Source organism: Tumebacillus flagellatus (assembly GCF_000714935.1).
In the GTDB taxonomy this organism is placed as follows: domain Bacteria; phylum Bacillota; class Bacilli; order Tumebacillales; family Tumebacillaceae; genus Tumebacillus; species Tumebacillus flagellatus.
Genome location: NZ_JMIR01000009.1, coordinates 46,307 through 68,771, shown reverse-complemented (window position 1 = coordinate 68,771; position 22,465 = coordinate 46,307). Strand labels below are relative to the sequence as shown.

At 53.2% G+C, this 22,465-nt stretch carries 27 protein-coding genes and 1 tRNA gene; 3 read left to right on the top strand and 25 right to left on the bottom strand.

Annotated features, from left to right (window positions below; translation table 11 throughout):
• Positions 1-15: 15 nt before the first annotated feature.
• Positions 16-285, bottom strand: coding sequence for a tautomerase family protein (locus EL26_RS08160; protein ID WP_038086585.1), 270 nt, complete (start codon positions 283-285; stop codon positions 16-18).
• 297 nt (positions 286-582) lie between these two features.
• On the opposite strand from EL26_RS08160, the gene EL26_RS26675 reads away from it, so the two are divergent.
• The 3 genes from EL26_RS26675 (at position 583) to EL26_RS08150 (ending at position 2,015) form a co-directional block, all read left to right on the top strand.
• Positions 583-735 carry an FDLD family class I lanthipeptide gene (locus EL26_RS26675; protein ID WP_420802056.1) on the top strand — a complete coding sequence of 51 codons (153 nt, stop codon included), beginning with the start codon at positions 583-585 and terminating at the stop codon, positions 733-735.
• A gap of 228 nt (positions 736-963) precedes the next feature.
• A complete protein-coding gene (locus EL26_RS08155) occupies positions 964-1,398 on the top strand; it encodes a hypothetical protein (RefSeq protein WP_038086581.1) in 435 nt (144 codons plus the stop codon).
• A 173-nt stretch (positions 1,399-1,571) separates the two neighbouring features.
• Positions 1,572-2,015: a protein-tyrosine phosphatase family protein gene (locus EL26_RS08150; protein ID WP_038086578.1), complete on the top strand. Its 444-nt coding sequence runs from the start codon at positions 1,572-1,574 to the stop codon at positions 2,013-2,015.
• 129 nt (positions 2,016-2,144) lie between these two features.
• Here the strand turns inward: EL26_RS08150 and EL26_RS08145 are convergent, their stop codons facing one another.
• The 24 genes from EL26_RS08145 to EL26_RS08040 form a co-directional block, all read right to left on the bottom strand.
• On the bottom strand, positions 2,145-3,209 hold the full coding sequence (locus tag EL26_RS08145; protein ID WP_038086574.1) for an alpha/beta fold hydrolase: 1,065 nt from the start codon (positions 3,207-3,209) through the stop codon (positions 2,145-2,147).
• A 283-nt stretch (positions 3,210-3,492) separates the two neighbouring features.
• Entirely contained in the window at positions 3,493-3,747 is a 255-nt protein-coding gene (locus EL26_RS26670) for a DDE-type integrase/transposase/recombinase (protein WP_420802058.1), read from the bottom strand.
• Between the two features lie 21 nt (positions 3,748-3,768).
• Complete coding sequence (locus EL26_RS23590; protein WP_161780682.1) at positions 3,769-4,095, bottom strand: helix-turn-helix domain-containing protein; 327 nt, start codon at positions 4,093-4,095, stop codon at positions 3,769-3,771.
• A 47-nt stretch (positions 4,096-4,142) separates the two neighbouring features.
• A complete protein-coding gene (locus EL26_RS08135) occupies positions 4,143-4,415 on the bottom strand; it encodes a transposase (protein ID WP_052036134.1) in 273 nt (90 codons plus the stop codon).
• Between the two features lie 125 nt (positions 4,416-4,540).
• Entirely contained in the window at positions 4,541-4,927 is a 387-nt protein-coding gene (locus EL26_RS08130) for a CDI toxin immunity protein (RefSeq protein WP_038086568.1), read from the bottom strand.
• A gap of 11 nt (positions 4,928-4,938) precedes the next feature.
• Positions 4,939-6,345 (bottom strand): pre-toxin TG domain-containing protein, encoded by a 1,407-nt coding sequence (locus EL26_RS26170; RefSeq protein WP_081857063.1) that lies wholly within the window; start codon positions 6,343-6,345, stop codon positions 4,939-4,941.
• A 548-nt stretch (positions 6,346-6,893) separates the two neighbouring features.
• Positions 6,894-7,145 (bottom strand): primase-like DNA-binding domain-containing protein, encoded by a 252-nt coding sequence (locus EL26_RS26665; RefSeq protein WP_420802057.1) that lies wholly within the window; start codon positions 7,143-7,145, stop codon positions 6,894-6,896.
• Positions 7,146-7,255: 110 nt separating this feature from the next.
• On the bottom strand, positions 7,256-7,969 hold the full coding sequence (locus EL26_RS24475) for a DNA primase family protein (RefSeq protein ID WP_081857061.1): 714 nt from the start codon (positions 7,967-7,969) through the stop codon (positions 7,256-7,258).
• A 532-nt stretch (positions 7,970-8,501) separates the two neighbouring features.
• On the bottom strand, positions 8,502-9,542 hold the full coding sequence (locus EL26_RS08115) for a tyrosine-type recombinase/integrase (protein ID WP_038086560.1): 1,041 nt from the start codon (positions 9,540-9,542) through the stop codon (positions 8,502-8,504).
• A gap of 161 nt (positions 9,543-9,703) precedes the next feature.
• A tRNA-Pro gene (locus EL26_RS08110) sits at positions 9,704-9,780 on the bottom strand.
• A gap of 261 nt (positions 9,781-10,041) precedes the next feature.
• Positions 10,042-10,263 (bottom strand): hypothetical protein, encoded by a 222-nt coding sequence (locus EL26_RS25750; RefSeq protein ID WP_038086557.1) that lies wholly within the window; start codon positions 10,261-10,263, stop codon positions 10,042-10,044.
• Positions 10,264-10,348: 85 nt separating this feature from the next.
• On the bottom strand, positions 10,349-11,116 hold the full coding sequence (locus tag EL26_RS08100) for a fumarylacetoacetate hydrolase family protein (protein WP_038086554.1): 768 nt from the start codon (positions 11,114-11,116) through the stop codon (positions 10,349-10,351).
• A gap of 111 nt (positions 11,117-11,227) precedes the next feature.
• Positions 11,228-12,559 (bottom strand): hypothetical protein, encoded by a 1,332-nt coding sequence (locus EL26_RS08095; RefSeq protein WP_152559206.1) that lies wholly within the window; start codon positions 12,557-12,559, stop codon positions 11,228-11,230.
• Between the two features lie 34 nt (positions 12,560-12,593).
• Positions 12,594-13,472, bottom strand: a complete 879-nt coding sequence (locus tag EL26_RS08090) for a DUF1028 domain-containing protein (protein WP_038086548.1) — start codon at positions 13,470-13,472, stop codon at positions 12,594-12,596.
• A 47-nt stretch (positions 13,473-13,519) separates the two neighbouring features.
• A complete protein-coding gene (locus tag EL26_RS08085; RefSeq protein WP_038086545.1) occupies positions 13,520-15,109 on the bottom strand; it encodes an acetate--CoA ligase in 1,590 nt (529 codons plus the stop codon).
• Positions 15,110-15,252: 143 nt separating this feature from the next.
• Positions 15,253-15,525 carry an HU family DNA-binding protein gene (locus EL26_RS08080; protein WP_038086541.1) on the bottom strand — a complete coding sequence of 91 codons (273 nt, stop codon included), beginning with the start codon at positions 15,523-15,525 and terminating at the stop codon, positions 15,253-15,255.
• 140 nt (positions 15,526-15,665) lie between these two features.
• On the bottom strand, positions 15,666-17,144 hold the full coding sequence (gene spoIVA, locus EL26_RS08075) for a stage IV sporulation protein A (protein ID WP_038086538.1): 1,479 nt from the start codon (positions 17,142-17,144) through the stop codon (positions 15,666-15,668).
• Between the two features lie 314 nt (positions 17,145-17,458).
• Complete coding sequence (locus EL26_RS08070; protein WP_038086535.1) at positions 17,459-18,286, bottom strand: lipoate--protein ligase family protein; 828 nt, start codon at positions 18,284-18,286, stop codon at positions 17,459-17,461.
• Between the two features lie 21 nt (positions 18,287-18,307).
• Positions 18,308-18,688, bottom strand: coding sequence for a glycine cleavage system protein GcvH (gcvH, locus tag EL26_RS08065; protein WP_038086532.1), 381 nt, complete (start codon positions 18,686-18,688; stop codon positions 18,308-18,310).
• Between the two features lie 77 nt (positions 18,689-18,765).
• Positions 18,766-19,809, bottom strand: coding sequence for an NAD(P)H-dependent glycerol-3-phosphate dehydrogenase (locus EL26_RS08060; RefSeq protein WP_038086530.1), 1,044 nt, complete (start codon positions 19,807-19,809; stop codon positions 18,766-18,768).
• Positions 19,810-19,858: 49 nt separating this feature from the next.
• Positions 19,859-21,196 carry a ribosome biogenesis GTPase Der gene (gene der / locus EL26_RS08055; protein ID WP_038086526.1) on the bottom strand — a complete coding sequence of 446 codons (1,338 nt, stop codon included), beginning with the start codon at positions 21,194-21,196 and terminating at the stop codon, positions 19,859-19,861.
• 122 nt (positions 21,197-21,318) lie between these two features.
• On the bottom strand, positions 21,319-21,798 hold the full coding sequence (locus tag EL26_RS08050) for a DUF3189 family protein (protein WP_238546081.1): 480 nt from the start codon (positions 21,796-21,798) through the stop codon (positions 21,319-21,321).
• A 10-nt stretch (positions 21,799-21,808) separates the two neighbouring features.
• Positions 21,809-22,258: a DUF3189 family protein gene (locus EL26_RS08045; protein ID WP_038086521.1), complete on the bottom strand. Its 450-nt coding sequence runs from the start codon at positions 22,256-22,258 to the stop codon at positions 21,809-21,811.
• Complete coding sequence (locus EL26_RS08040; protein ID WP_052036132.1) at positions 22,258-22,452, bottom strand: capping complex subunit for YIEGIA; 195 nt, start codon at positions 22,450-22,452, stop codon at positions 22,258-22,260. The genes EL26_RS08045 and EL26_RS08040 overlap by 1 nt, the downstream gene beginning before the upstream one ends.
• Positions 22,453-22,465 lie beyond the last annotated feature (13 nt).

Here is a 22,465-nt window from a genome sequence, read left to right as displayed (position 1 = left end):
TCTGATAAAACGAAATTACTCCGCATATTGTGCGACACCATTCCCAAACGACCCATTCTCCTTCGGGGACTCCACGAGATTGATGAAAACGTTCTCCGCGTGATCAATATTCAAATAATTCCCGCTATACAGGAATCCATCCGGCTCATGCTCGTGAATCACCATAACAAGATCATCTTCCGGCACGTTGAACGTCTCACGCATCGCCAAGTACACATTTGAAAGAAGCGCTTTTTTATATTCGGAAGACTTTCCTTTCAAGATCGACACTCGTGTAAACGGCATGGTGGTCCTCTTTGCAGCGTTCATTCGAATTATTTTTCTAAACCTATGATACCTGTAGATGGAATGAATTACCACCCAAATGAAGAACACCGATATGAATCCGGATAAATTGATGCTCAGTTCGAAACGCTTGTATGGAGAGCAGGTAATCCTCTGACCGCCCGTCGGGAACTTAGAATTATTTATGCATCAAATATTGAAATTAATTAAAACAAATGATACTCTGTGTTCAAGGTGAATGTCACAAATGGATTAACACTTGCATCTGCCTACACATCTGTGAGATGCATCCTTGGAATGAACAATCAGAACCCTTTAGGAGGTAGTTCCCCAATGGAAAACATGTTTGATCTTGACGTTCAGGTAGAGTCGCCCAACTCGATGAATCAAGTGAAAAGGAAGGAAGAGTACACAGGGTCCTGTTTGTGCACGATTTCCGGCTGCTGGTAGTGTAAACAAGCCATCACCTGTTTTTTTCTGAACGGGTGATGGCTTTCTCTTTTCAACACGCAAAACGCGCCAAGACCGAAGTCCTGACACGTTTCTTCGAAGCACCGTTACCAGCATTCTGGAGCTTCGCACGATTCCTGTGCGAAGCTCTATTTTTTGCGGCCCCGCACCACTTGTCCAATCAAAATTCCCTTCTGCTCCGTATGCTACCTGCGGAGGTGATATTTCATGATTAAAAAGAACGTACGAATTCTTGACTACAAAGCCGTTCAACCGCGAAGCAGAACATCGACCCGCACCACGACGATCCCGCACTCGCCGCGCCGGTTGCGTTTGGCTGCGATCACGCTGACCGTACCGCGTGAAAGCAACCGTCGCAACACGGTGGAACTCCTCGCGACCGTCGGGGTCAAAGGCGTTACCAACATCGCACAACTGGTCTTCCGGGTGTTCCGAGACGGCGCCGAGATCTTCCGCACGCAGCAAGGTGTCGAATCGGCTGGATCTGAACAATTCTACACCATTGCGTTCCAAGCGATCGACTTGAACGTGCGCTCCGGTGCTCACCGGTACACGCTGACCGTCGAAAACGCAACGGCCAACGCAACCGCGCAAGTCGTGGGTCCTGTGAATTTCAGCGGGAAAGTCATCGAACGTAAGTAATTGAAACAAGACCAGCCTGTCGGTTGGTCTATGCTTGCCCGCAAAAGCCCTCGTGTCAAAATGACAACGAGGGCTTTTTGCTGCAAGTCGAATTTAGAGGATCACAACTCAAATCAACCGAACCCTGCATATACAAAAATGATCCGACTTGATGAGGAAAGGACAATGAGAACATGGAGTACTCAGAGTTCATCCCCGGAAAACTGTATGCAGGGCCACGACCGGACGCAAAAGGATGGAAGCAGTTGCAATACTTGCACGTGGATGCGATCGTCAACATCCGCGAAAAACCCGACAATCCGCCCTCACAGTATCCTCAATTGCTCATGCAACACTATAAGCTGGCTGACAAAGAGCACACTTCGCTCCAAGAACTGATCCCCTATGTGGAACAGACGGTCGCTTGGTTGGCACAAGGGCACACCGTGTACGTTCACGACGTCGCCGGTCGGAATCGACTTGGTTACTTCATGACCGCCTTGTACATGCGACTGTGCCGCTTGCCCTATCAACAAGCCCTCGATAAGGTCCGGAGCATTCGTCCACAGCTCTCCCCACGGCGTCAATTCGTTGCCGTCTTGCGCGAGTATGAACGGTTTCTGAGGATTGGGTTTTAGCAAATCAGCACCGTCCTCCATGACCGAAAAAACAAAAACGCGCCAGAACTTAGTTCTGACACCCGAACGCACGACCTTAAGAGCGTACTCCCGCAAGATCGAAACGCGGATTGCTGATTGGTTTTGCATTCATGACCGAAGGAGGTATTCTCGAATAGGTTCGGCTATTTTTTCCCCTTCCAAAACACCGGCGTAATGGCCGCGTTGAGAAGAGAATTCGTAATACTCCGCGTTCTTACCTGCTTTTCTCAATTGCTCCAGCAGGCAGCGACTCTCCTCCGGCGGGAACAAGCGGTCTGTGTCACAGGGGATCAGGAGCACATCTGCTTGGATACGTGACAGTGCTTCTTGTAAAGAGTCAAACCCTTGTTGCAAGGAAAAAGTTTGGCAGGCACGAGCCAAATAGAGCCAATGCAAGGGGTCCGCATCCACGATGTTTTTGCGGATCGCCTCCTCGATCGCTGTTTGGTACGGCATAGAAGTGGAAGCATTCTCCCTCCAGACAGTATCGGCTAACTTGTTGTCGCTCTGGATCGTCAGTGCTTTGGAGGCGAGCAGAAGGCCACTCTGCGGGGATTGAGCAATAGCATCGATCCCGATCTGCAAGGGCATCACGGAGGTATAGGCTGAAGTTTGCCCAGTCGTGATCACCGCAATCACTTTACGCACCCGTTCCGGATACTCAACCGCCCATTGCAGAGCTTGCATGCCGCCCATCGAGGGCCCCGCCGCACAGTACAAGGTTTCCACGCCTAAGAAATCGAGCAACTGCCGCTGGATCTGTACGAAATCCCGAATCGTCACCTGTGGAAAGGACATCCCGTACGGTTCCCCTGTTTGCGGATCGATCGTGGCCGGCCCGGTGGTTACGACGTAGGGATTTCTCGGATGTAAATTGCAGATCACGTCGGACGAGATGAGAAAAAAGCGATCCGTATCAAAGGCTTTTCCCGGTCCGATCAACGACTCCCACCATCCAGGACGAAGGGTTGCTGCCGTACGTTCGTCGGGATCTTCTAAATACCCCGATCCCCCGCTATGACTGGTACCGCTAAAATAATGGCAGATCAATATCGCATTCGAGCGATCTTCATTCAGAGTGCCGTAGGTCTCATATCCGATTTCAACCGGCAACGTGACACCCGTTTCGAATCGAAATTGCTGAACGGCGAAACGTTTTTTCACAACGAGCATGGTGCCAACTCCCCTAATTCTCATGATGATGTATCTATCGTACTCGGAAGTCGTTACACACAAGTTACCGGGTACTGATCGGCGCGAGATAGGTAAGACCTGCGGCGCTTCAGGCTCAGCTCGAAAAACAAAAAACGCGCCAGAACCTAGTTCTGACGCGTTTCTTCACATCTGGTCGGAATAGCGGGATCGGTTCAACACCCTAAATCTTGAGTTGAGCAACCTTATCCTCTTATTCTCGCAGCTATGCTTTTTTAGCTCAGAACTTTATCACTTTACAGCTTTACAACCAACGGTTGAACCTGCCCTGATCTGTCCGAATGACAGGGCGCTGGTCTTCCCCAAACTGATTTCGCTTCCATAAAGCCCGTTGCAACAGCTCAACAGCGTCTTTTGCCTCACACCTTGTCCCGATGTAATAGTCGATGACGGCGCGGTCGCATACGTCTAGAATTGAGAGCAGAAAGAAGAATCGCTGTTCTCCCTCGATATACCCATACTTCACATCCGTTTCCCATAGTTGATTGGGAGCTGTTATTTCGCGGTTTCCTGCGATCTTTCAAGGATACTTGGTCTTCACTTGACGTTGTGGACGAAGTAGCTCAAGTTCTTGGCAGAGTCGATAGACTTTTTTCTTGTTGATGATGAGGCTTTTCTCCCGTTGCAAATGGACTGTCAACTTGCGGTATCCATACGCATTCCCGTCACCAGCTACTGCTTCCAACAGCCACTCTTTGATCTGCTCATCACTAATCCGTTTTTTCCCACTGGTCAGCGAATAACCCGGTTGCGGACGACCTCCACTATAAACCTTCGGTTTTTCGCCCTGTTCTTCCCGCTTCTTACGGGCATACCACGTGGCTTCTAAAACACCGACAATACGCAAGACGGTGCGTACCGGATATCCCAACCCGATCCATTTGTCGGCGACTTCTATCTTCTGCGATAGGTTGGGTCGACCTTTTTTACAAGGTCACGCAGGATCTCGATTTCAAGGTCTTTTTCACCCAAGATCCTTTTCAATTTATCGTTTTCTTCTTCGATGGCTCGATACTCTTCCATACTCGGAGTAAACGGTGCCACTTTCTTAGCTTCCGGTCGAGCCTGTTTGAAGTCCTGGTGCTTGGACTGCTTCATCCAGCGATAAACCATGTTTGCGGTGATTTCATGCCGGCGTGCCACTTGAGCTGCGTTTCCAACTTCCATGGCTTCTTTGATTCACGATGATCCCCTCCGATAGTTCCATTGTATCGGATAAGGCTTTGAAGCTCAAAAATGATTTCGGGGCTTAATAGAAACTACATGATACAGTTATTAATTCGGAACAAACTTCAACCTATCAAACCAACTGTCACTTCGCCTTCGTGATAGAATTCAATGACATAATCTTCTTCCACACTCAATACCCATATATCCGATGATACACAGAGAACATCATCCCTGTTTAAGATCATGTCAGCTAACTCTGTTTTCAGAACTGGAAATGAAGCGTCACTCCAGATAAGATATACAGTGGACTCGAAATCTACGACTTGATCAATGATATCGCCCATCGTTTTAACTGGTACCTTTTGTTTCACTTGATCCCAATCAATCCTTCCATAGAAGGTGATCGGGAACAACTCTTGCAGCCTCAAGATCACTTTTCGAGAATCTTCGTGAGACAATACTGTAACCGATTCCCCTAATGCCTCAACACACTCCTCAAACAAAGTCATATCCATTCCTCCTAATTTAAATGCTTTAATAACGAGATAAAGGTGTCCTCATTTCCATCAAATGGTATACAGAGTTTGATGGCTTTTTCCCCTTTCCCTTCACGATAGTCTTCAATATTAATGTGCATTCCTTTTATCGGGTCGTAATCCAATCTCCACAACACTTTCCCATCTTCCGATCTTCTACCAATGACTTTACCATATCCTTGACTTTTATCTAAAGTCCCTATAACCGATTTGGCATCGGGGCCTAAATCACCGACAAGCTCCAACGCTAGGTTTCTTGCTTGTTCGTATGTCTCCACTCGAGGTAGAGTCACCTCACGCCCTACCTCTACGCTAGCGTGTAGCCCTCTAGCTATTTCGTAGATGTATTTGAGTCCCTTATCTGTTTTGATTGACTTGCCACCTAATTTAATGAACCCTCCACCAACAACTCCTGCAAGTGAAAAGCCTCTCTCAACCCAAGTAAGGTCATCACCTGTTATATAATCTCGACCAGTTGAAGCCTCCACAAGACTTTTCAGATTTCCAACAACAGGGATAAAATCTGCTCCCATTGAAACGCTCTCATAAAAGGCTTGTATTTCGTCTTCCGTTGAATTTGTTTCTCCTTGCATTTTATATAGACGGGCAAAAATCTGAGCCTTCAACTCTTCCGTAGGCATATCTCCATAGTCTTTTTGAAACACTATTTGATCGGTACTTTCATCCCACCAACCCATTCTTTCCTTTTTAGTCAACTGTTTTAGTAATGCTAGTAAGCGGGATCTCAATTCCTTATCTTGCTGAATAGAAGTTTCATCGACCTTTTTGACGCTTGCCCATGAAGACTTACCTACAACTTCCGAAACTGAATCAGCCTCACGAAGTTCAGGATGTCGCAAGTAATAACTCCTCATTGGTTCCGGTAGGTCGTCAAGTTCAACAGAACTTCCAGTCCCATGACTTCCGTTGTTTATTACATTAGGAAGCATCGACATGATCTGACCCAACTGACCTTTTGCTACCGAATCCGCTTGGTTTGCTTCCCAATCTGCCTGTTGGCGTAGATGTGCTGCCTGTCGTGCTAAGTTCTGCCGATGGTGGAGATCGTCTTGGGAATCTCCGCTATATTCCCAACTTGCCATCTCATACTGTTGTGCTTGCCTTCGAAGTTCCAGGATATGATCCATATGGGTAGCAAGGCTGTTCAACACCGTAGCTGCATTCTCCAAAACATCGGCATTTTTTCTCAAGTGGGTTACATGGGATTCCACTTGTGCACCAAAAGTTTGAGAAGCTGTCCCTTTCCATCCAGTAGAGACAAGTTCCGATTTTCGTCCTACCAGTCGAGTCGCATTAGATCGAAGCTCATTTGCTCCTACAGAAAATCGTGAGGCAGCATAGCGAAGAGCATAAGGGTCTGCCTGTAGCATCAATTCACCTCGTTTCAGTTATTTTTATTTTATATTCATTACACTACTTTCGCAATTCCGCATTTTCACTAGGAAACATCATCAGTTACAATTTGCATTAACTAAAAAATAAGAGCGGCGTTTGCCACTCTAACACACTTCCTATTAAATTGTAGTTTTACGGTAAATATTTCGTCTCTAATTTGCCTCACAACGAAAAAGTGAACGAGGGGGATACATCTACCACTTGTATATAAAAATCGCTTAGAAAGGCATATAGAGAGCGAAAAAAGGAGAGTAGCAATATGCCACTCCCCAATCGGTACACAACTTGGTACATGAAAGGTACAAAACTTTAGCTTCATGATTTCCTGAATTTTTCGAGGCGGTACATAAGTTCAAAAGTTCAAATTTTGGAAGCAGTTCTATATTATTTTCTCTCTTCCATTTTCCCACTGAATAGAGAAAAGTTATGAACTTATGAACCAATCACATTAAATAAAAGTAAATAAAACTATTAATCCGTACATATCTTCTTGGGAACTCATGTTCCAATTCATGAACTCATGCTATCGAGAAGGTTGATTCCATGCCAACGATGACAAGGATCGCCTTTGACTTGCGACTCTCGGATACTGCATTGCGCTTGAACTCGTTTGTAGAACATATGCTTTAAACCCTGACTCCTCGCACCAACGCTGGTAGGATTTCATCAAATGGGTTTTAAGCATCGATTCTGATTCATTCACTACGCAACATTGCTGAATGAAATTCACAACATTGTCGTTCTCCAGCCGGTACTGCTGCAAAGCATTTTTCATCGTTTCTGACTCAGTAAATCCATTGTTTTGCTCTAATCGTCTTAACCCTTGAATCGCATAGTTGAGGAGCGTAGACAAGGCTTGTGGGCTTGTCAACTTGGCAAACAAATTCACATCTGATTCACCAGACTTGAACTTTTTCTCAAATGGGACGATGATCCAACGACGATAAAACCCCTGCGTTGTATCCGCACTCCTTGGAAGCTCATTCGTGCTAAAAACCAATTTGGAGTAGGGTCGGAACTGAAATGCGGTTTTCCTTTGTCCTCGGCTGTCATCAAATCTCCAGATACGATCCCTTTGAAATTGCGGGAATTCGGGAGTTGATTTCTTGGTAGATCGGAAAATGTATTGACTAGTTTATCTCGTAACTGAGCCATCATAAAGCGGTTTGACTCAAGAGAATGAAGTGATACAGAAGAGATATTAGAGAAACCACACAGGCCGGACAGCATATTGATGAATGTGCTTTTCCCATTACCGCCTGATCCGATCAACAATAACGCTTTCTCGTATCGAGAATGTGTCGTTAGGCAGTAGCCGATCATTTCAAAAATCGTATCCACTGTGTCATTTGGTACGACAGACTGGATGAAATTCATGACTGTCTCGTTGGTCGCTTTGGAGTCATAATGAACTGGAAGTTGGATGGTGCTTAGGCGATCAGGAGTATGAGCAGAAAGTTGACCCGTCTTCCAGTTTAGCAACCCATTCGCAACATTCAAAATCCCATCGTCAGGATTCACCTGTTGTTCGTCACTGAGGCGGCATGTCGTCATGATCCATTGAATTACTTCATTCGACTCGCGCTTGCTTGTATTCATCACCAAGCAGGATTGTGGCCAACTCCTTCAATTTGACTTCACCGTCAGGCTTGTAGACCCCATGATCATAGCGGTAAAGAGTCGAATCCAGCACGAATACATGTTGCTGGCTCAAAATGTCACGACCTAAAAGCGTAGGCACGAATGCTCCGTCTCGAAAATATTTCTTACGGACGAACCGTGGCTGAGAATTATGGCGATAGTTGATGGTCGAACGAGAATCATAATGCTTCAAATAATATCCACTTCAATAATAGTATAGTTGCTACACAATATTGTGTCGTTCGCTCCTTGCAGAAATCTCCGCCGCTCTATGTGGGTCGAAGTTTCTATCCCTAATCTAGCAAACACTTTCCAAAAGATCAAAATTGGTCAAAGTCAAAGAAGGTCATTTGCGTAAAATCTCCTCACTCAATCGAGAAATATCATGCATTACTAAAATATTTCAATTTATTTAAAATTCAATAAAATGCGTACTTTATTGCAACAGAACAAAAAAGAGAGGGTCGTATTTGACCCTCCCTCCCTATGACTACTTCATCGTTTTCCGATCCTTTTGTAGCTTGCCTACCACTACATTCAACGGTGTAAACCGCTCATGCTGGCTCTTGATTGACTTGTTGGATAGGTGCGTATACCGCATCACCATTCGCAAGTCTGCATGTCCTAGAATCTTCGCCAAGTGCCTAACTTCCCCGCCTTGCTCAAGAAAGATCGTCGCTGCGGTATGCCTGAACAGGTGTGGATGAACCCTCACACTGACTCCTGCAATTTTTGCGTGTTCTTTGAGTCTGTGACGATACTGGTTTGCCGTAAGTGGATCGCCATAGTTCGTAAGGAATACGTAATCGCTCCCAAACTCCTCGCTCTCGTTAATCAGTTCCTTCAAAAGTTTCATTGTGCTTTTCTGCAAAGGAACCATACGAAAGCGTTTCGTCTTGGTGACTTCTGCTCGGAGGGACACCATTTCAAGATCGAAATCAATGTCACTGATCTGCAAGGACACAGCTTCGTTGATCCGCATGAATCCGTCGATCAATACGTTCATGAGTACAAAGTCTCGGAATCCTGCATAACTGCGCTGATTAGGAGCCTGTAGGAGCTTCTGAAGCTGTTCAATGCTCAGAACCTTGATCTCTATCTCAGGCTCTTCTACCTTTCTCACATGCTCCCACGGATCGACTTCGATCAACCCCTCAGTCCGGAGAAATCGGAACATGGTACGTAGGTTTTTCGTTCTCGTGTTGACTGTGACAGGAGAGAGCCCTACTGTTTTTTCCTTCTCAGACTTGTGTTCATGCCCATCAAAACGCAACTTTGCGGTGAGCATCCACGACTGATAACGTCTAAGGAGTTCCGCATCCACATTAGCAATGTAATGTGATAACTCAACTCTGTCGAGGTAGTCACACAGAAACCTGAAATTCTCCCTGTACGTCTCCAAAGTCCGCTTTGACACCCCTTCGGATACCTTGGCATCATAGAACACCTGAAACAGTTCTTCTAACGTCTTCGGTGTCTTTTCAGCCTTCCGCTCAAACTTCGGCCTTCTGCCTGTTCTCTTGTCAGCCATAAAAAAAACGCCTCCCAAATGGTCGATTTCCCAAATGGAATGGCGTTGTAAGGAGCGAACCCCTGCATCACACAGAACCGCACCCTTGCGACAATTTTACACTCATCTCTCTACACGAAAAAACGCACCAGAACCTAGTCCCAGTGCGCTTACAACTCATATGGTCGGAATAGCGGGATTCGAACCCACGACCTCACCCACCCCAAGGGTGCGCGCTACCAGGCTGCGCTATATTCCGAAGTTGTTTCAGTTGTTATCTGCCATGTCGTTCAGGCAAGATTGAGTATACCGAACTCCAGACGACTTTGCAAGTGTGCAGGGTAAAATCTTTCCACTAAAACAAAACAAATTCCCCGAGGAGCCCACCTCACCTCCCCCGAACTCGCGATCTCACGCAAATTCTCCACCTGAGCGCACAAGCCCCAATGCCCGCCTCCAAACCCTACGAAAAAAACGCCCCCGCCCGCAGGCAGAGACGTTTTTTCCTCCTTCAAATACCTCAGCAGCAGAACGGACGATAGCCGGGGTCGACGACTTCCTTGCGGTTGGTCGGGCGGAACTCATGTTTCGGCACGTACTGAATGTGTTCTCGGTGGATGTTCACAATCGGGTGAATGTGCTTTACGACACGCTGCGTGCAGAAATCGTGATACACGTACTGCGGCGGGCAGATCACTTCATTCTGGTGATGATGTTTGCCTTTGCGTTTCGATTTTCCCACAGAAAACACCTCCACTGTTGTTGCTACAGTAGATGAATCACCCGCCGCATTTGACCTAGCCATTCGCCCGAATTCACTTCCCAAATCAGGACTGCGCACGCACCGTGTTCACCAGCGTCCCGACGCCTTCGATCGTCATCTCAATCCGGTCGCCCGGCTGGATCGGGCCGACGCCCTCCGGAGTGCCGGTGGTCAAGATGTCGCCCGGCTCAAGCGTCATCACTTGCGAGCAGAACGATACCAACTCGTCCACCGTGAAGATCATGTCGGACGTGCGCGACGACTGCTTCACGTCGCCGTTCACTTTCGTCTCGATGTGCAGATCCTGATACTTCAATCCCGTCACCACGCACGGTCCGATCGGCGCGAACGTGTCAAAGCCCTTCGCACGCCCCCACTGGCCGTCACGGTCTTGGTAATAGCGCTCCGAGACATCGTTCATCACCGTCACGCCAAAAATCGCGTCACGCGCCTCCTCGACGCTCACGTTGCGGGTCCGCTTGCCGATCACGACCGCGAGCTCGCCTTCAAAGTCCACGTTCTTCGCAATCGACGGGTACACGATCTCGTCCCCCGTGCCGATCACCGCAGACGCCGGCTTCAAGAACAGCATCGGCTCGTCCGGGACTTTTTTGTTGCGCTCTGCGGCGTGGGCTTTGTAGTTCAGTCCGATGCACATCACTTTCGACGGCGCGGTCGGCGCGAGCAGACGCACGCCGGAGAGCTCAAACGTCTCGCCGGTTTGTTCTTCGGTGGTCAGGAAGTTCCCCGCCAACTCGTGGATGGTTTCGCCTTCGAGGACGCCGAAACGAACGGCGCCTGCTGCTTCAAATCGGACGTATTTGCGGCTCATAACGAATTTCTCCTCCATTTGACAAACCCTTGTAGAATCTCGCGCTTTTTCTCATTGCCTCGGAAATGCTCGTCCATTTCCCCGCCTGCGCACACCGAGTCGAGTGTCGGCCTAGCTCAACACCGAACGCAGGAACGAGGTGATCGAGTCGATCGCGCTCTTCAAACCGCCGACCAACCCTTCCAACCATCTGCCGTTGCCCACTTTGAAATCAAACACCGGCTCGTCCTTCATCTCCGGGACGGCCGGACGCGCGACCGGTGTGATCTTGTCCTTGGTCTCGACTTGCACGGACGACGGGTTGTTCATGTCCACCGTCAAGACCGGCGATTCCGACACCCAGCCGTTGTCGCCGAACGCGTAGAGTTTGAAGTGCCTCACGCCCTTGGCGGACGGCTCTTGATACGTGTAGATGTACGCCCCTCGACGCGTGACAACGGGGCCGTAGCGGACTTCGTGTTTCTGCCCGGCCTCGCGCGTGACGATCGGCTCGGCGAGCAAGTCGCTGTCGGTGTAGGTCACGAGCGTGTATTGAACGTTCTTCGGTTCGTTCTCGGCATGCCACGTGAACTGCAACTGATACCCGACATCGCCCTGTTTCGTGTAGGACGCAAGGTTCAGCACGGGCTGGCCCGGCGGTTTGTAGCTTCCGTCCGTGCCTGTCATCAGCTTGTGCAGCCATTCGTACAGCCCCGGCACTTGGCTGGCCAGCGGCAACGAGAGGTTCTCTTGCGGCTGGATGTTGTACATGGAAGCGCTCCACGACATCGCGGACGGCTCTTTGCCTTGGAGCGCTTGCTCCACACGGGAGGCAAACTCGGTCGGCGCGTGGGCGTTCGGTGAACCGAACAGCTGCACGTAATCCTCCGCCGCGATCTCAGCGATCTGCCAGCGGTGATCGACGCCGTCCACCGCCACGCGGGAGTCATGGGAAAGCCCGCGCATGCGGGCATAGGTCGTGTCTTTCCACTTGCTTTCGTCGGTCAGCGGGAAGCCGTCTTGCAACAGCGTATAGTAATGGGTTACATGGTGACCATATTCGTGACTGAGCGTATGGGCAAACGATGCGACGGTTTGGTGCTCCTGCCCGCCGTAGAGCTCGATTTTGCCGGGCTGCATCTTCTGCTTGATCGGCAACACCGAAGCGATGGTAGAAAAAATATATTGGCCCGCCACGCCGTCTCCTTGCGGATAGTCGTCGTAGATGTCGATCTCGTTCAACAGCTTGATCTCGTCTCCGTGCACGTTCTGGTACAGTTCGTCATGCAGGGCCTTCAGTTTCGCCGTGTCTTTCCAACTCGGCGAAAAACTCTTGACGGTCATCCCGTCCGGATCGGTGTATTCCGCGACAGCCGAACCCTTCGCCTCCGCGCGGGCCCCCCCGAGGAAGAGAAGGGAAACCAAGAGAAGCACGGTCATACTGCGTACTAAATTGCGAGTCATGCATCTCCCTCCTTCTCTTCATGATACCACGATCCTACTTGCCGCGCATAAACACGAGGATCTCTTCGTCGATCTGATCGTCTTCCCGCCAGCGCGTATCGAAGTTCTCAACGGCACAATAGTCGTGAAGAGCTTTTTTGACTTGCTCGGTGTAGGAGCTGTATTCGCCCGTCGGCAGGTAGTCGAAGCGAATCAAGTGCGTGACGAGCTCTTGCAGAGTGTCGCCCGCGATCGGACGCAGTTTGTTCGGGTCGGTTTCGCCCAAGTACAGACGGTGCAGACCGAGCAGGCGCTTCAGCTCGCGAATCGGGTGCTCGTTGTCGTCGACGCGCAAGTCGACGTAGCGGTCGATGAAGCCGTCGTAGGAGCCTTTTTCCTTCACAACGTACAGCGCTGCCCCTTGGCGTCCGCGCTTGTCACCGCCCGCTTCATCTCCTGCCACCAGCGCGGTCAGGAGGCGGTCTGCGAGATCGCCCTTGGCATATTGGAACGCGATGCTCATCGCGTCGACCACTTCCGGCCCGGTCAACAGGTTGCCTTGGCAGCTGTAGCCTTCGCCTGTCACTTGTCCCGCCCAATCATGGCAGTCGACGCCGGTATACGCCGCCGCGTTGCCGTGTTTGTCGACGATGCCGAGTTGGCGCTGACGATAACCCGGATCGTCCTTGATCAGTGCTTCCAGGGTCTCTTGCGCCGTCTTGCCTTCCGACAGCATGCGCAAACCGTCCGGGCCAAATCCGGTGTTCGCCCACGACTGCGTGGCGATAGCGCCGACGTTTGCTTGCGCCCACGGCACAATCGAGCCCACGGCGAGGAATTTTGATGCCACCGCAACGCCCATCTCGCCCGTTTTCGGATCGCAGGCGACGATGGAGAAGGTGTGTACGAGTCTGTTGTTCGGAACGATGATCATGACTATGGCTTCCTCCTACTTGTGCTTCTTCGCTCTAATTTTGCTTCTTAGTTGTTCTTCTTCGCTTTTTCCGCAGCGCGCAGTTCCACACGGCGAATCTTGCCGGAGGTCGTCTTCGGCAGGGACTCGACAAAATCAATTTCACGCGGATACTTGTACGGCGCGGTTAAGTTTTTGACATGCTCTTGCAGTTCGCGCACTTTCGCTTCACCCGCCAACTCCGGGCGCTTGAGCACGACGAACGCTTTGACGATCGCCCCGCGGTCCGGGTCCGGCGACGAGACGGCGGCGCACTCCGCGACGTCCGGGTGCTGCACGAGCGCGTCCTCGACTTCAAACGGCCCGATCGTATAGCCTGACGAGATGATGATGTCGTCGGCGCGGCCTTCAAACCAGATGTAGCCGTCCTCGTCCATTTTGCCTTGGTCGCCGGTGATGTACCAATCCCCGCGATGCGCTTTCGCCGTGCGCTCCGGGTCGTTCAAGTACCCCTTGAACAGCACCGGCGCGGTGCGGTCCACGGCGATGTCGCCGACTTGACCTTGCGGGACTTCCTTTCCATCCTCGTCAATAATGGCGACGCGTACACCCGGACACGGCACGCCCATTGAGCCCGCGCGCACAGTGCCGCCGACGAAGTTGCCGACGAGCAGCGAGTTCTCCGTTTGGCCGTAGCCGTCGCGCACCGTCAAGCCGAAGTGTTTTTCCATCGTGTCGATCACTTCGCGGTTCAGCGGTTCGCCTGCCGAGCATGCGGAGCGCAGGGCTTTCAATTTGAAACGCTCAAGGCCGTCCACTTTGGCGATCATGCGGTATTCGGTCGGCGTTGCGCAGAGCACGGAAATCGGGTGCTTCGCGAGCAACTCCAGATACTTCTCCGCCGAAAAACGCCCCGCGTACACAAACGCCGTACCGCCTTTGCCAAGCACCCCGACAAACGGGCTCCACACCCATTTCGCCCAGCCCGGACCTGCTGTCGCCCATGCCATCTCGCCCTCTTGCACGTCAAACCAATACGTCGCCGCGATGCGCTGGTGCACATACGGCCAGCCGTGCGTGTGGATGACGCCCTTGGGGCCGCCGGTCGTGCCGGACGTGTAGGAGAGGAACATCATCTCGTCGGAACGCGTCTCCACCGGCGTGAAGGCGGTTTCTTGGCCGTCGATCAACGATTCATAGGAGAGCCAGCCGTCCTGCTCGCCGCCGACGGAAATCAATGTGGTCAGAGACGGGCACTGCCCGCGCATCGGCTCGACTTCGCCGATGATGTTCACATGCGCGACCACCGCTTTCGCTCCGGCATGGTTGACGCGGTATTGAATGTCCTTGGTGCGGAGCATCTCCGAACCCGGCATGACGACGGCGCCGACTTTCATCAGGCCGAGGTAGATCGGATAGGTATCGACGAGGCGCGGCACCAGCACGAGGACTTTGTCGCCGCGGGTGATGCCTTGTGCCGTCAGCGCGTTCGCCCATTGTGCAGAGCGGGCGCGCAGTTCTGCATACGTCAACGTATGTACATCTCCGGATTCGTTCTCCCAATAGACCGCGAGTTGATCGGGATGAGACGAAGCATATTCGTCGATTTGGGCTGAAAAATTGTAATGGGTCGGAATGTTCAGGGTGAGTTGGGACATGGCTGGATTCCTCCTTGAACGGTTAAGTTCTTAAGTTCTGGTTCTGTCAGAACTATTCCACAGTTTGTGGAAGATTTCCTCCCAGACAAAAAAAGAGTCACGCAATTGTGCGGACTCTTTTCCCTTATGTATCATGTGGATTCCTACTTGATCGAATCCTTGAATTGCTTGCCCGGTTTGAATGCCGGAGTCTTGGAAGCCGCGATTTCGATCTCTTCGCCGGTTTGCGGGTTGCGACCTTTGCGAGCGGAACGTTCGCGAACTTCAAAGTTCCCAAAGCCGATCAGTTGCACCTTGTCACCGTTGGCGAGGGCCTCGACGATTGCATCGAAGACGGCGTCCACTGCGTTGCCCGCGTCCTTCTTCGTCAGTTCGGCTTTTTCGGACACCAGGTTGATCAGATCCGTTTTGTTCATGACCTCACCTCCTCTAGCTAGTACCTCTTATTGCCCAAATCTAGGCTGATTATACCACAGAGACCAAGAAATACAAGGAAAATGAAAAAGTCAGGTCAAAAGACCTGACTTTTCGTGAAAATTCGACCTGCTTGTTAGGACTACAGAATGATCGCGATCAGACCGCCGCTGCCTTCGTTGATGATGCGTTCCAGCGTTTCTTTGAGCTTGTATTGCGCGTTCTCCGGCATCATCGACAGCTTCGCGGAGATGCCTTCGCGAACGATCGCAGCCAGAGACTTGCCGAAGATGTCGGAATCCCAGATCTTCAGCGGATCTTCCTCAAAGTCTTGCATCAGGTAGCGCACCAGCTCTTCCGACTGTTTCTCGGTGCCGACGATCGGCGCGAATTCCGATTCGACGTCCACGCGGATCATGTGGATCGACGGCGCGGTCGCTTTCAGGCGGACACCGAAGCGTGAGCCTTGGCGGATCAGTTCCGGCTCGTCGAGGGTCATCTCTTCGAGCACCGGCGGCGCGATGCCGTAGCCGGTCATCTTGACCATGCGCAGCGCCTCCGCCACTTTATCGTACTCGCGTTTCGCGTAGGTGAAGTCTTTCATGAGTTGCAAGAGGTGATCTTTGCCGCCGATTTCCACTCCGACGACTTCGGTCAGCACTTGGTCGTACAGTTCATCCGGCGCGATCAAGTCGATGTCGGCAACCCCGTGGCCCATGTCCATGTTGGCGAGCGCCGCGCGGGAGACGAACTCGTACTCGGAGAAGTGTCCGACGACGCGGTCGATGTCGCGCAGACGGCGGATGTCCTTGACCGTTTCCTTCACGCAGTCTTCGAAGTTTGCGCGCAGCCAGTGGTCTTGGTCCAGCACCATGACCCAGCTCGGCAGGTTGACGTTGACTTCGTGGACCGGGAATTCGTACAGCGCCTCGCGGAGGACGTTCATGATGTCCTCTTGGTTGAGCTGCTGAACGGAGAGCGCCAGCACCGGAATGTCGTACTTCTCCATCAGCTCTTGGCGCAACCCTTCGCAGCGCGCGGAGGTCGGCTCGACGGAGTTGATGACGATCACGAACGGCTTGCCGAGTTCCTTGAGCTCGGAGATGACGCGCTCTTCCGCTTCGATGTAGTTGTCGCGCGGAATTTCCGCAATCGAGCCGTCGGTGGTGACGACGAGGCCGAGGGTGGAGTGGTCGGCGATGACTTTGCGCGTGCCGACTTCCGCCGCTTCTTGGAACGGCACCGGCTCGTCAAACCACGGGGTGCTCACCATGCGCGGTCCGTTTTCGTCTTCGTACCCGCGGGCGCCGTCGACGCAGTAGCCGACGCAATCCACGAGGCGGACGTTGATTTCCAAGCCCTCCGCAACGGCGATTTCCACCGCTTGGTTCGGGATGAATTTCGGTTCTGTGGTCATGATGGTGCGACCCGCTGCGGACTGGGGCAATTCATCGGTCGCGCGTACGCGGTCCGCCTCTTCCTTGATGTTCGGAAGGACGATCTGCTCCATAAATTTCTTGATAAAGGTCGATTTCCCGGTTCGAACCGGACCGACGACGCCCAGATAGATGTCGCCTCCCGTCCGTTCCGCAATGTCTTTAAAGATGTCGAACTTTTCCACTCTGTTCCCTCCTTAGCGTGATCGGCGTAACTTGGTACGCGAACCCCTTCTACCGATCCCCTCCCCTGGACAGCGGTCGCTCTATCGGAAACCCGATAGTCTTAAACTCTTCCAGCAGGACAGTACATGTATATGGCGGCGGCTGTGCTTTATGTCGCCGGATGTCCACCTGCGAGGAGTTTGCGACATCCAGTAGGGGTCTTGTTGTTAGTACTCTATGAGCCTGTGCGCAAGAGTAGAACAAGCCCCCGTCAAAAAAACAAAAAAAAACATCCGGGAGCCTCATCGCTACCCGAATGTCATCCTATGCCCTGTTATTTTTTAAAATTCCAGCTTTCCGTGCCGTATTTCTCGGCGACCAGTTCGTCGACATGCGCCTGCTCTTCCGGCGTGAGGCCGGACGGCTCCAGACGGATGCCGAGGCCCCGCTCGAAGCCCTTGGTGAACGCCGCCATCGCTTCCTCGTACGAAACGTCGCGTCCGAGGTCTTTCATGGAGACGGCTTTGTCGCGGAACATGCGCACCATTCGCTCGCGGGTGCGCTCCGACGAGAAGTACAGCACGGAGAACAGCTGCACCACGTCCATATCGAGCAAGATCGAGCCGTGCTGGAGGATCGTGTGCAGTTGGCGCACTTGGGCGCTGCCCGCCACTTTGCGGCCCTCAACGACGAGTTCGTACCACGACGGCGAATCGAAGCACGCCGCCGAGCCCATCGTCTCGAATTTTTTCTTCTCCTCTTCGTCGGCAAGCGAGACCATCTCGGCGGAGAAGCCGAGCTCGCGGAAGCCTTCCAAGAGGCCCATCGAGAGCACGCGGTACGATTCGTTGACGGAGGACGGCATCATCGGATGCGACTCCGGCACGACCACGCTGTAGGTGAGTTCTTTGTCATGCAGCACGGCACGCCCGCCGGTCGGACGGCGCACGAAGCCGAGCCCCTGCGCGCGCAAGGCGTCAAAATCGACTTCCTTGGTTGCCCGCTGGAAGTAGCCGATCGACAACGTCGGCGGATTCCACCCATAAAAACGAACGGTCGGGGGCACGAGCCCCCGACTGTTCGCATGCAGAATCGCCTCATCGACCGCCATGTTGACGGCCGGATCTGAAAATCCCGTATGTAAGAGGCGCCAAGTTTCCATTTCGTTTGATCCTTGGAACCCTTACTGAATGTGCTCGGAGTACGCGTCTGCGTCCAACAGGCTGTCCAGTTCGGAAGCGTCCTTGAGTTCGAGGACGACCATCCAGCCGTCTTCGTACGGAGCTTCGTTGACTTTCTCCGGGGAATCGACCAGTGCCGTGTTCACTTCCACGATGGTGCCGGAGACCGGTGCGTACAGGTCGGATACCGTTTTCACGGACTCGACGGTGCCGAAAGTTGCGTTGGCGGTCAGCTCTGCGCCCGCTTCCGGGAGCTCGACGAACACGATGTCCCCGAGTTCGGATTGCGCAAAATCGGTGATCCCGATGGTGACGCGGTTGCCTTCAACTTTGACCCACTCATGTTCACGGCTGTACTTCAAATTGCTCGGTACGTTGCTCACGAATGATTCCTCCTAAGCCTGACGATAAATGTTTCCATGCCTCCACAATTGTACCATTGAAGGCAGACTCCTACAACTCACTGCTCCCAATCCATCGAGATCGCTTCCGCCACTTCTTCCATCTCGTGGATGCGGCGGCGGCCCATCAAGTCCTCGACGGCGGTCTTCGGCGATTTGCCTTCAAACAGCACTTGGTAGATCGCCGTGGTGATCGGCATGTCCACGCCGGTTTGCTGCGCGATTTTATACGCGCCCTTGGTCGCGCGCACGCCCTCGACGACCATGCCCATCTCGTGCAGCACGTGGTCGAGGCTCTTGCCCTGCCCGAGCGCAAAACCCGCCCGCCAGTTCCGGCTGTGCTTCGACGTGCAGGTGGCGATCAAGTCGCCGACGCCCGACAAACCGCCGAACGTCAACTGCGCCGCCCCCAGTTGCAGGCCGAGACGGGTGATCTCCGTGAGCCCCCGCGTCATCAGCGCCGCTTTGGCGTTGTCGCCAAATCCCAGCCCGTCGGCAAATCCGACGCCGAGCGCGATGATGTTTTTTAACGAGCCGCCCAGTTCCGTGCCGACCACGTCCGGGTTGGTGTAGAGCCGGAAGTACGACGTCATCAGCAGGTCTTGAAACGCTTCCGCCGTTTCGCGGGCGCGACTCGCCACGACGACGGTGGTCGGGATGCGCAGCGACAACTCCTCCGCGTGCGAAGGACCGGTGAGCACCGCAAACTTCAAGCGGTCGTGTTCGTACAGCTCTTCCTCCATCAATTCGGACATGCGCTGCCCGGTCTCGATGTCGAAGCCCTTGGTCGCGTGCGCGACGTACGCTTGCGGATCGAGATGCGGACGAATCGCTTGCAGCGTGTCCCGAAACGCTGAGGACGGCATGACGAGCAACACAAATCGTTTGCCGCGCAAGACGGCTTGCAGATCAGACGACGCACGAATGCCCGCGTGCAGCATGACATCCGGCAGATAGCGGGAATTGGTGCGGTTCTCGTTGATTTCGCGGACTTGTTCCTCGCGACGGGCGTAGAGGTCCACGAGGCAACCCTTGTCCGCCAAGACTTGTGCCAGCGCCGTGCCGAACGAGCCGGCGCCGATCACAGCGACTTCTTGCGTCATACGATCTCCCCCTTCGTCTCCCTCTCCCGGAGAGACGTGTCTAGCCGGCTTAGCGTCTGTCTTCGTCCTTCTGCGCCCGCTTGCGGGTGAAGACGCGCAGCGGAGTGCCTTCAAAACCGAACGCGTCGCGCAGTTTGTTCTCCAGATAGCGTTCATACGAGAAGTGCATCAGTTCCGGATCATTGACAAAAACGGCGAACGACGGCGGGCGCACCGCTACTTGCGTCGCGTAATACACGCGCAGACGACGACCTTTGTCGGTCGGCGGCGCCACCATCGTGACCGCGTCTTCGATGATCGTGTTGACCGTCGAAGTCGGGATGCGCATGGAGTGGCTTTCCGCCACGGTTTGCACCAGCTCCAAGATCTTGTGCACCCGCTGTTTCGTCTCGGCGGAAACGAACAGGATCGGCGCCCACGGCATGAACGGGAATTCCTTGCGAATCGCTTTTTCGAAGTTGATCGAGGTCTTGTCGTCCTTCTCCAGCAAGTCCCACTTGTTGACGAGGAAGATGACGGCGCGGCCCGCTTCCAACGCGTAGCCGACGATGCGCTTGTCCTGTTCGATGATGCCTTCTTCCGCGTTGATGACGAGCAGACAGACGTCGCTTCGCTCAATCGCCGACATGGCGCGCATCACCGAGTAGCGCTCGGTGGATTCGTACACTTTGCCGCGCTTGCGCATCCCGGCGGTGTCGATCAAGACGAAGTCCTGACCTTCGCGGGTGAACACGGTGTCGACCGCATCGCGCGTCGTGCCCGCGATATCGGAGACCATGACGCGCTCTTCGCCGAGCAGCGCGTTGACGAGCGACGATTTGCCGACGTTCGGGCGGCCGATCAGCGAGACTTTGATCGTGTCTTCGGAATACGTCGCGTCGTACTCGTCCGGGAAGTGCTTCGCCACTTCGTCGAGCATGTCGCCCAAGCCGGTGCCGTGCGAAGACGAGATGCCAAACGGCTCGCCAAAGCCCAGTTCATAGAAGTCATACGTGTTTTGCAGCATCATCTTCGGGTTGTCGAGCTTGTTGACGGCAAGCACGACCGGTTTGCGCGTGCGGTACAGAATCTGCGCCACTTCTTGGTCGGCGGGTGTCACCCCGTCCTGGCCGTCGACGAGGAAGATGATGACGTTCGCTTCGTCCATCGCCAGCTCGGCTTGCTCGCGGATGCGGAAGAGGATTTCGTCCTCGTCCCCCACCTCGATCCCGCCGGTATCTATAATACGAAACTTGTGATCCAACCATTCCGCAGAGGAGTAGATTCGGTCACGGGTAATCCCCGGTTTGTCCTCGACGATGGAGATACGCTCTCCCGCGAGTCGGTTAAACAGCGTCGATTTGCCCACGTTCGGGCGTCCTACGATCGCAACAATCGGTGCCGGCATGAGTTCATTCCCTGCCTTTCTTCTCTATCAAGTCGCAATATCAACTCAAAATCTGTGCAGCACAGAGAAAAATTTTCCTGTCTACAATCAGCTATTCATTATGCAATAGTTATCGCTCGAAGTCAATTCCGGCCCGCTGTCCCGCGCATGCGCCGCACTTCTTCGCGCTTGACTTTTTGGACAAACGACACCAGATCGCCGTAGTTGCGCCGGATGCCGTACGCCGAGAGCGGGCGGCCGAACTTCACGAATCCATACCGCCGAGAAAGCGCCCCGCCGATCTTCGCATAGCGGTTGATGTGCGGCAGAGCCTGATTGAAAAACAAATCCCGCGTATCAAGCCCCGCCTGCTCAAGAAACGACACCAACGCAAGCTTTGCCGTCGCCTGCTCGCCGCCCAGCCCCAGCGTGTACACCGGATTGCCAAACTCGTCATGCCCTTTGAAAAATAGCGTCCCGATCTGCCACGACTCCACTTGGTCGTAATCGGCAAGCCCCAAAATCTCCTGCTTGGTCGGCACGCGGTCGATCGGCAAACGCCCGAGGTGGATGGCGGCGGAGATCACGGACGAATGAGCGCTGCCGTAACAGTAGTAGATCACGTGCAAGCGTTCATCCCTCCTGCCAATCGGTCATCAGCACATTTTGAAACCGCGCATACTCGCGAACCGCCGCGCGCGCGAGCAACTCCCGGCCCCGCTCGCGCTTGCCGGGCACAGCGAGCAAGCGCTCCCCCCGCCTCCAGCGAAACGGCTTTGGCAACGGCACCCGGTAAAAAAAATAATCGGCCTGCCGCTCCCCGTACAGATGCAAAAAGTGCCGCCACGTCCGGATGCACACGATCTCCGCCCGGCCAAGCCCGCACCAGTACACGCGCTCCTCCCCTCGCTCGCCGAGCAGGTTCACCTGTCCCGGCGGCTCCAAGCGAGCGTGGTCTTGCAAGAAGTTTTGCAGATGTACAGGCGTCGGCAACACGTCGCTTGGCAACAGCTCCAACCGCATCGCGGCGGCAAGCAGAGCGGCGTATCCGCGTCCGGGATCGTAGTACACGCGGTGTTTCATCAGTGCTTCACCATCATCATGACGCCCGGTTTGACTTCATGCGCCATGGCGTCGAGGATTTTTTCCAAATAAAGCGAGGTTTTTTGCAAATCGTCGTCGTCGGTGCAGTAGAAGATCGGACAGGAGCCGCCCACGCTGTCCTTCTTCGTGGTGACGAGCGCGAGAATAACGTTGGTCAGAGCAGTTTGGGACATCGCGGTCAGACCT